The following is a 9,035-nucleotide window of genomic DNA, read 5'->3' as shown; positions in this document are numbered from 1 at the left end:
GAGCCGCTGGCGCATCCCCAGCGAGAAGCCCCGGACCCGGTCGTCGGCGACGTCGGTGAGCCCGACCTGCTCCAGCGCGTCGTCCACGTCGGCGGTGCGCCCGGCTTCGTACCGGCGCAGTGAGGCCAGGGCCGAGAGGTTCTGCCGCGCGCTGAGCGAGGGATAGAGCCCGGGTCCGTCCACGAAGCCCGCGACGCCGTCGGGGACGGCGAGCGTCCGCCCAACCGGCGTGCCCAGGATCTCGAGGCGGCCGCTGTCCGCGACCGCCAGGCCCAGCAGCAGACCGAGTAGCGTCGTCTTGCCCGCGCCGTTCGGGCCGACCAGGCCGTGGACCTGCCCGCTCGCCACGTCGAGGTCGACGCCGTCGAGTGCGATCATATCACCGAAGGACTTCGTAATCCCGCGGGCCCGGACTGCGGGGGGCCTGTGCATGTCGGTCTCCCTAAGCTTGATCTACAGCAGGAACCTAGAGATCGCGGTTGGCCTTGGGAGGGCGCGCAGCCGAACGTTGGGCAAAATCGCCCCTCCACCCGGCGATCGCACGGTCGGCCCGGACCGGCCATGGTCCGCAACTGACGCAGCGATAACCGGCGGCTGACTTTTCGCTGGGTAGCGTGGGGGCGTAAAGATTGATATTTGCCTCGATCCACTTAGGTGTCTCCCATGTCGACATACTGGGACCTCAAACACCGGCTGACCGACGCGATCAACGCTCACGACCTGCAGAGAGTGCTCGACTGTTACAGTCCGGACGCTGTCTACATCGCGCCATCAGGCATCGCGGAAGGACATGAGCAGATCGCCTGGGTCTACGAGCACCTCTTCAGGGGATTCCCGGACTTTCACGCGACGGCGTGGTTCGAGCTCGCTGATTGCGACAACCCGGCCATCACGGAATGGACATATACCGCCACCCACACGGGACCTGTTCTTCTGCCGGATGGGCGCGAGATAGAAGGAACGGGCCGCCGCATCGCCCTCCGCGCCTCATGCGCCGCTCATGTCGAGAACGGAAAGATCATCTCGCATCGCGAATACTTCGATCAGCTGGAGCTGTACAGCCAACTCGGCTTCGGCTTGGAGCTCAAGGCGGCCTCTACGTAGCCGCCTACGGCACGACCACCGGTCCGTCACCCCCGCGCATGACCTGCCGGCCGACATCGTGGCCGTCGTACCGGCGAGCGAGGCCGAGGCGTGGAACGGAGGTCGGCATGGATCGCAGAGCGGCGGCGAGGGCGCCGGCCGCCGGCCGGAGGCTTGTTCTCGCGACGTGCCCCGGATGTGCCCAAAGGTGCACATCCGGGGAGGCGCCGTCAGGCCGGGGTCGAGCCGAAGTCGGCCGTGTGGTGGGCGGCCCATTGTGCGTAGGTGAAGGCTGGCCGGCCGGTGACTTCCTTGACCGTCGGGACTGTTTGCGCGGTCTTGCCGTCCCTCGCGGCGAACCCATCGATGAGCTCATCGATCACTGGAGCGGGCATTCCGTGGAGGAGCATCTGGTCCCGGAATTGTTCTCGGGGTTGCTCCTCGAACCGCAGCGGCCGCCCGATCGTCTCCGCGATGATCCGCACGCGGTCGATCTGGGTCAGCGACTGGGGTCCGGTGAGTAGGTATGCCTCGCCGACACGCCGATCGAGAAGGGCGCGTACGGCGACCGCGGCGATGTCGCGCGGGTCGACCGGAGCGAGTGCGGCATTGCCGTACACCCCGCGGACAACTCCCCCGTTGATGATCTGGGGTGCCCAGACAAGGTCGTTGGTCATGAACGCGTCGGGGCGCACGAAGGTCCAGGGCAACCCGGACGCTTCTACGGCCCGTTCCAGTCGCAGGTGTTGTTCGCCGATCCACCCAGGCGTGGGAAACGTGACGGTCGATGAGGACAGCAGCACGACATGCTGCAGGTCCGCTTTCCGCGCCGCTTCGAGGAATCCGTCGACGGCGTTGAAGACGGGGAACAGGAATGCCCGGTCGACGCCGGACAGCGCTTCCGCCAGGGTTTCCGGTCGGGTCAGGTCGCCGGGCACGACCTCGACCTCGTCCGGAAAGGAACGGTCGCCGGGATTGCGGGTGATGACGCGTACCTTCTCGCCCGCGTCGAGCAGTTGGCGGACGATGTTGGCACCGACGTTTCCGGTGCCACCGGTTACCAGGATCACAGTTGAGATCTCCTTCTTTTCTTTCTTCGGGCTGGTTATCGACGCGTGGGCTTTGTTCGGGGGGGGGCCAGGCTGGCGATGCGTTCGCGTGGTTTATGCGGGCGGCGATATCCGGCCATGCCTCAAGGAAGCGGGCCTGTGGCCGCGCAGCCGCCAGTGCGGAGCTGTGCGGGAGCAAATGCGTCTGGCTCAGGACAGCCTCGTTACCGGCACACCAGGTCCGGGAGCGCCGGCGGCGGTTGTGGTCAGTTCGTGGGCCGGCGGGCCCGGGTCGCCTCGCGGACGACCGCCCAGGCGTCCGCCACCGGACCCACGTGCGCGAGCTTGTCGGGGTTGAGTACCGTGCGGATTGCCTGGATCTGTCCGTCGAGGATGTCGAGCGTCCAGGTGTTGAGGACCTTGCCGTTCCTGTCGCGGAAGATCGCGCCCGGTTGGCCGTTCACCTGGTGTGGCTCCACGACGCCGCCGATCTGGGCGAACGGCGAGACGAGGGCGGCGAGCGCCCGGGCCACGTTGCCGGCGCCGAAGATGCCCGTGCCCCATTGCGGGGCCTTGCCGCCGCTGTCGCTGACCATGTGAACGTCGGCGGCGAGGAACTCCCGCAGCCCGTCGACGTCCCCTTCCCTGAAGGCGTCGAAGAATCGCTCGGCGAGTTCCTCGCGCTCTTTGCGGTCGGCCTCGAACCGGGGCCGGCCCGCGTCCATGTGGCGGCGCGCCCGCATCGCGAGCTGGCGGCACGCCGCCTGTGAGCGCCCCACCGCCGACGCGACGTCACCGAAGTCGAACCCGAACACCTCGCGCAGCACGAAGACCGCGCGTTCGAGCGGGCTGAGCCGTTCGAGCAGGAGCAGGGCCGTCATCGACAGCGAGTCGGCCAGCTCCGCCGAGCGCTCCGGGTCCTGGTAGGGGTCGGTCAGCAGCGGCTCGGGGAACCACGGCCCGACGTACTCCTCGCGCCGGACGCGGGCCGAGCGCAGCACGTCGATGGAGATCCGGGTGACCACAGCCGAGAGGAATGCCTTGGCTGAGGCGGGTTGGGTCGGGGAGGCCTGGTAGCGCAGCCAGGTCTCCTGGACCGCGTCCTCGGCCTCGCTCACGCTGCCGAGGATCCGGTAGGCGATCGAGAACAGCAGCGGCCGCAGGTCTTCGAACTCCTCGGCGCGGGTCATGCCAGCTCTTCCTTGAAGCCCTGCCGCCAGGAGGGGTAGCGCAGCTCCCAGCCGAGCTCCCGCTTGGCCTTGGCGTTGGAGAAGCCGCGCCCCTCGGTCATCATCGTCACCGCCACTTCCCCGGCCAGCGGCCGGGCCAGCCAGGTGGGGACCCGCATCGGCCGCTTCGCTCCCGCGCACGCGGCCAGGTAGGGCAGCCACTGGTTGGCCGGGGCCGGTTCGTCGTCGACGATGTTGAACACACCTCTCGCCTGCTGCTCCACAGCCAGGACGGTAGCGCTCGCCGCGTCGTCCAGATGCACCCACGAGCAGTAGCCGGCGCCACCCCCGACCACCGGGAACTGCCGCTTACGCACGGGCTCGACCAGGTCGTCGGTGGCGCCCGGCCCATAGAACCAGCCGTATCGCAGGACCGCGCCGCCGGCCTTGACGACCACGTCCTCGACATGGCCGACAGCCGTCATCCCAGGCTCCGCCGGCGTCCCCGTCATCGGGTCCACAGGGTCCTGCTCGGTCTTCACCCAGCCGCCCTCACGGATGCCGTTCCAAGCGGCGTAGCCCTGCGCGACGAAGTTGGTCACGCCGGTCGCCTCCGCGGCGGCCAGCAGGTGGTCCGTCCCCTCGGTGCGCAGCCGGTTGGTGCCGGCGAACCACTGATCCATGTGCTTCATATCGGGCTTGCCGGCGTGCGCCACGGAAATCGCGGTCATCTGGTGCACGATCACCTCCGGCCGGGCCTTGGCCACCGCCTCACCGACCGACACCGCATCCAGTCCGTCCATCACGACCGCCTCGGCGCCCAGCTGCTCAACCAAGCCCAACTTGGCCGCGCTCGTCGTCGTAGCCGTCACCTGGTGACCCCGGGCCACCAGCTGCGGCACCAGCCGCCGCCCCAAAACCCCGGTCCCCCCAGCCACGAACACCCGCATGACCATCACCTTCTCGATCCCAGAACCTGTCTTCGAAACCCGAGACGAGACAGCCCGGCCATCTGTGACATGCGGACGGAAAGCAGCTGGGAGAAGATCGTCGGGCGCGCTGTTCCCGGCCTTACCTGGCTCAGCGGCTCACGGTGGTCTCTCGCTCCAGATGCGACAGCTTCTCGGGATTGCGTACGGCGTAGAGCCCGGTGATGAGGCCCTCGTCGATGCGCACCGCCATGACGGCGTCGACCTCGCCGTTGATCCGGAGAATCAGCGCCGGGTAGCCATTGACCTGTGCCGGCCGCAGCGACATCGTTTCGGCGATCCTGCCCAGCACTTCGGCCACCCTGTCGATCCCCACGACGGGCGCCAGCGCGGCCCGCTTGATTCCGCCACCGTCAGTCAGGAGGACGACATCGGGCGCGAGGATGTCGAGCAGGCGTTGCAGGTCACCCGTTTCGACCGCCCGTTGGAACGCCTCGAGCGCGTCTCGGGTCTCGGCCGGGGAAACGACGCCGCGCGGGCGGCGCGCGGCGACGTGTGCCCGTGCCCGGTGGGCGATCTGGCGTACCGCGGCCGGGCTCTTGTCGACGGCTTCGGCGATCTCGTCGTACTCCAGATCGAACACCTCGCGCAGCACGAACACCGCCCGCTCGGTCGGGCCGAGCGTCTCCAGCACCAGCAGCATCGCCATTGAGACGCTGTCGGCCAGCTCGACGTCCTCGGCCACGTCGGGCGCGGTCAGCAGCGGCTCGGGCAACCAAGGGCCGACGTAGGACTCCTTGCGCCGGCCGAGCGTGCGCAGCCGGCCCAGCGCCTGACGGGTGGTGATCCGGACCAGGTAGGCACGCCGATCCTGCACGATGTCGAGATCGACTCCCACCCACCGCAGCCAGGTCTCCTGCAGGACGTCCTCGGCGTCGGCGGCCGAGCCGAGCATCTCGTAGGCGACGGTGAACAGCAGGTTGCGGTGGGCGAGGAACGCCTCGGTGGCGGGGTCCGGGCGGTCGTCCTGGCTCATCGCGTCGCCGCGATCTTCGGGCGCGGTCTGCGGCGTGCCGGCCATGTTGGCTCCTGTTTCACTCTCGACTGTGTCACTCCCACGAGACGCCGGGCCGCGCCGTTTTGTGACACCGAGACGGTAGCCAATCCTTGTTCTCCGCTGCCGAATGACCTTACGTCGTGGAGCCACCTGTCTGTGGCGTACGTCACGAAACCGGGCTGTCACAAGGATCGGGTCGTCGGCATCTTGTGTTCGTTCAACACGCAACGACACGAGGGATACGTCATGGAACCCCGCTTGAACCTCTCTGGCAGCCCGCTCGCAGCCAAATCCATGAAATACATCGCCTCGGCGAGCAGGGTGATCATCAAGGAGTCGGCGCTGCCGACCGCGACCCAGGATCTGGTGATGCTCCGCGCCAGTCAGATCAACGGCTGCGGCTTCTGCACCGACATGCACACCAAGGACCTCGCGCACGCCGGGGAGTCCTCGGTGCGTATCAACCTGGTCGCGGCCTGGCGGGAGTCCACGGTGTTCACCGATGCCGAGCGCGCCGCCCTGGAGCTGACGGAGCAGGGCACCCGCATCGCTGATGCGGCCGGTGGTGTCACGGACGAGGCCTGGGCGAATGCCGCCAAGCACTACGACGAGGAGCAGCTCGCCGCCCTGGTGTGTCTCATCGCCCTCATCAACGCCTCCAACCGCCTGGGCGTCATCACCCGACTGCCCGGCGGCGACTACCAGCCTGGCCAGTTCGGATAACGAGGATTCTCCTGTGTGGAAGGAACATCATGAGCTCAGCGCTTGAAACCCTTCGCCGTGACTTCCGCGGCGGCATCATCGAACCGGGCGGAGCGGAGTACGAATCGGTTAGCCGCTCGATATTCGCTTCGGGTAGTCCGGCCTACGTCCTGCGGCCCAAGAGCGTCGGGGACGTGCAAGCAGGTGTCAGATTCGCCGCCGGCGCAGGGCTTTCGCTGTCCGTACGAGGCGGCGGCCATGGCTTTCCGGGCTTCGGCACCAACGACGGCGGCGTCGTGATCGACCTCAGCGAGCTCGCGAACGTGGAGATCATCGACAAGGAACGGCACCTCGTGCGGATCGGCGGCGGCGCCATCTGGGGTCAGGTCGCGGCAGCGCTGGCCCCGCACGGCCTGGCGATCTCCTCGGGCGACACCAAGAGCGTCGGCGTCGGTGGGCTGACGTTGACCGGTGGCATCGGCTGGAAGGTCAGGAAGCACGGCCTGGCCCTGGACAACGTGGTCGCCGCGGAGGTGGTCACGGCCAGTGGAGAGGTCGTGCAGGCGAGCGCGGAGGAGAACCCGGAGCTGTTCTGGGCGATTCGCGGTGGCGGCGGCAATTTCGGGATCGTGACCGCCTTCGAGTTCGCGGCACACCCGACGACAGACGTCTTCTACGGCAAGATCGCCTTCCCGGCATCGGAGGCGGCCACCGTACTCCAGAGTTGGGCGGACTACCTCCGCACCGCCCCCGAAGCACTCACATCCATCGCGAGCTTCGCCAACCCATTCGCCGGCGGACCCGAAGCGCCGGTCGAGATCCAGGTCGCCTTCGACGGCGATGACCCGGAGCTCGCGGCCGAGGCGATCGACCCGATCCGCCGGCTCGGCACGGTGATCGACGACGATGTCGCGCTGAAACCCTATGCGGACACGCTCGTGGATGGCGGGACTCCGCCGCCTGGCATCCAGTTTGTCACCCGAAGCGCATTTGCCGACAAGGAATCGGTGTCCGAGGTCCTTCGGATCCTCGCTGAGGTTGGGGCATCGGAGGGGTCGCCGTTCATCGCCGTTCGCAGCGTCGGCGGTGCGGTATCCCGAGTCCCCGACGACGCCACCGCCTATGCGCATCGCCAAGCGGAGTTGATGTTCGTGACCACCACCGTGGGTCCGGAGCCGGTCGTCAAGGCCGCTCGTCCTGCTCTGGAAGCGATCTGGGAGAGACTCGCACCTCACGTCAACGGCGCCTACGCAAACTTCCTCGCCTCTGCCACCGAGGAGGATGTCGCCGCGATCTATCCAACGGAGACCTACAGGCGGCTCGCGGCGGTCAAGCGTCAGTACGACCCCGGCAATCTGTTCGCCGGCAACCACAACGTCCGGCCTCAGTAGGAGCAAGACGGCGGCCTCACACATGCTGTGGGGCCGCCGTCTGCGCCGCGGTGGGACAGGGAGACGCACGTCACATTCGTCCATCTCACATCTCGCCGAGCTGTCTCGTCTCGGGGGTGTATCCGCCAACACCAGCAAGGAGCGCATCGGAGCCGGCCCCGACGCCACGACCCTGGAGACCCTCAGCCAGATCGTCGTGGACCGTGCGGCGCTGTACGCGCCCGCGGCCGGACTGACCCCCCGCCTTAGCCCTCACTGCTGTAGCCGACATCGCAGAAAGAACGGAAAGAAATCATGAGCAAGGTCTGGTTCGTCACCGGTTCCTCCCGCGGCTTGGGCCGCAACTTCGTCGAGGCCGCCCTGTCGCGCGGCGACAAGGTGGCCGCGACCGCCCGCAACACCGGAAGCCTCGATGACCTGGTCGCCGCCTATGGCGACGCGGTGCTCCCGCTTGAACTGGACGTGACCGACAAGGCCGCCGTCTTCGAGAGCGTGAAACGGGCCAAGGAGCACTTCGGCCGTCTCGACGTCATCGTGAACAACGCGGGCTACGGCCTGTTCGGCGCGGTCGAGGAGCTGACCGAGCGGGAATTGCGCGACCAGCTGGAGACCAACCTGTTCGGCGTGCTATGGGTCGTCCAGGCTGCGCTGCCCCACCTGCGCGAGCAGGGCGGAGGGCACATCATCCAGATCTCCTCGGTCGGCGGCGTCTCCGCGATGCCGCTCGGCGGCGGATACCACGCCTCCAAGTGGGCCCTCGAAGGCCTGAGCGAATCACTCGCCCAAGAGGTCGCCGGCTTCGGCATCAGGGTGACCCTGGTCGAGCCCGGCTCCTACGCCACCGAGGCGATCGCCGGCGCCGTCCAAGTCGAGGCCGACCCGCTCTACGACGGCCTCCGCGAGAGCTTCGCCGCGTTCGCGAAGACGCTCGACACCGGCGACCCGGCCGCCGCGGGCCGGGCACTCCTCAAGATCGCCGACTCCGACGACCCGCCCCTTCGGGTGTTCTTCGGCACCCAGGGCAACCAGATGCTCCAGCAGGTCTACGCCGACCGGCTCAAGACCTGGGCCGACTGGCAGGAGCTTTCGGTGGAGGCTCATGGACACACCTCCGCGGCCTGACCTGCGGGAAAGCGCAGACCACACCACGGGAACCCCCTCCAGCAGGGCAACGGCCCCCACCCCCGGAGCGTGCGTACGCCTCGGCAGGGTGAGGGCCGTGGCCGTCCTTGCCTTGCTTGGTGGAACCTGTACAACCCCGTTTCCTTGCAAGAGCTGAAGAATGCGCCGACGGGCCGGCGGCCGAGCCGTCGCCCCACCGCACCGTCGACAACCCGCCTGCTAGGACACCTACTTCTCCCCCCACTGATCCGCCCTCCCGCCGGGAGGGCGGACTCATGCCCCGGCATCCCAGGGCTGGGATAGTTGCGGGCAATCGGCTTGTAAGTGCGCTCCGAAGAATGGCTGACATGACAAATTTCCCTATGGTGCGCCGAGCCACATCGGGTCGGTACAGTGCTGTCCTCGTTCTCACGCTGGTGGCGCTCGCGGGGTGCGGCCTCGCAGGCGGTGAGACAAGGGGCGCCGGCACCGCTCCCGCGCCCGTGCCCAGCAGCGCGACCGCCGTGCCCAGGGAGAGCACGCCCACTCAGGCC

10 protein-coding genes are annotated in these 9,035 nt (G+C 68.0%); 5 read left to right on the top strand and 5 right to left on the bottom strand.

What is annotated here, in order from left to right; translation table 11 throughout:
• The coding region (locus AB0J09_RS46095) for an ATP-binding cassette domain-containing protein (RefSeq protein WP_360706130.1) at positions 1-432 on the bottom strand (432 nt) is incomplete at its 3' end.
• A gap of 231 nt (positions 433-663) precedes the next feature.
• On the opposite strand from AB0J09_RS46095, the gene AB0J09_RS46090 reads away from it, so the two are divergent.
• On the top strand, positions 664-1,104 hold the full coding sequence (locus AB0J09_RS46090) for an ester cyclase (RefSeq protein WP_360706127.1): 441 nt from the start codon (positions 664-666) through the stop codon (positions 1,102-1,104).
• Between the two features lie 209 nt (positions 1,105-1,313).
• On the opposite strand, the gene AB0J09_RS46085 is transcribed toward AB0J09_RS46090, so the two are convergent.
• The 4 genes from AB0J09_RS46085 to AB0J09_RS46070 form a co-directional block, all read right to left on the bottom strand.
• Complete coding sequence (locus tag AB0J09_RS46085) at positions 1,314-2,153, bottom strand: NAD(P)H-binding protein (protein WP_360706123.1); 840 nt, start codon at positions 2,151-2,153, stop codon at positions 1,314-1,316.
• A 245-nt stretch (positions 2,154-2,398) separates the two neighbouring features.
• Positions 2,399-3,322, bottom strand: coding sequence for an RNA polymerase sigma-70 factor (locus AB0J09_RS46080; RefSeq protein WP_360706119.1), 924 nt, complete (start codon positions 3,320-3,322; stop codon positions 2,399-2,401).
• On the bottom strand, positions 3,319-4,251 hold the full coding sequence (locus AB0J09_RS46075) for an NAD(P)-dependent oxidoreductase (protein ID WP_360706116.1): 933 nt from the start codon (positions 4,249-4,251) through the stop codon (positions 3,319-3,321). The genes AB0J09_RS46080 and AB0J09_RS46075 overlap by 4 nt, the downstream gene beginning before the upstream one ends.
• Positions 4,252-4,381: 130 nt before the next feature.
• A complete protein-coding gene (locus AB0J09_RS46070; protein ID WP_360706133.1) occupies positions 4,382-5,266 on the bottom strand; it encodes an RNA polymerase sigma-70 factor in 885 nt (294 codons plus the stop codon).
• Between the two features lie 267 nt (positions 5,267-5,533).
• Here AB0J09_RS46070 and AB0J09_RS46065 point away from each other — a divergent pair, with 267 nt between their 5' ends.
• The 4 genes from AB0J09_RS46065 to AB0J09_RS46050 all read left to right on the top strand — a co-directional run.
• Positions 5,534-6,010: a carboxymuconolactone decarboxylase family protein gene (locus tag AB0J09_RS46065; protein ID WP_360706113.1), complete on the top strand. Its 477-nt coding sequence runs from the start codon at positions 5,534-5,536 to the stop codon at positions 6,008-6,010.
• A gap of 29 nt (positions 6,011-6,039) precedes the next feature.
• The gene (locus tag AB0J09_RS46060; RefSeq protein WP_360706110.1) at positions 6,040-7,380 is read left to right on the top strand and encodes an FAD-binding oxidoreductase; all 1,341 of its coding nucleotides are present in this window, start codon (positions 6,040-6,042) and stop codon (positions 7,378-7,380) included.
• 294 nt (positions 7,381-7,674) lie between these two features.
• Complete coding sequence (locus tag AB0J09_RS46055) at positions 7,675-8,502, top strand: SDR family NAD(P)-dependent oxidoreductase (protein ID WP_360706107.1); 828 nt, start codon at positions 7,675-7,677, stop codon at positions 8,500-8,502.
• A 347-nt stretch (positions 8,503-8,849) separates the two neighbouring features.
• On the top strand, positions 8,850-9,035 hold a 186-nt coding region (locus AB0J09_RS46050), incomplete at its 3' end, for a hypothetical protein (RefSeq protein ID WP_360706104.1).

The organism is Nonomuraea sp. NPDC049784 (assembly GCF_040659615.1).
In the GTDB taxonomy this organism is placed as follows: domain Bacteria; phylum Actinomycetota; class Actinomycetes; order Streptosporangiales; family Streptosporangiaceae; genus Nonomuraea.
This window is presented reverse-complemented; position numbering and strand designations above follow the sequence as displayed.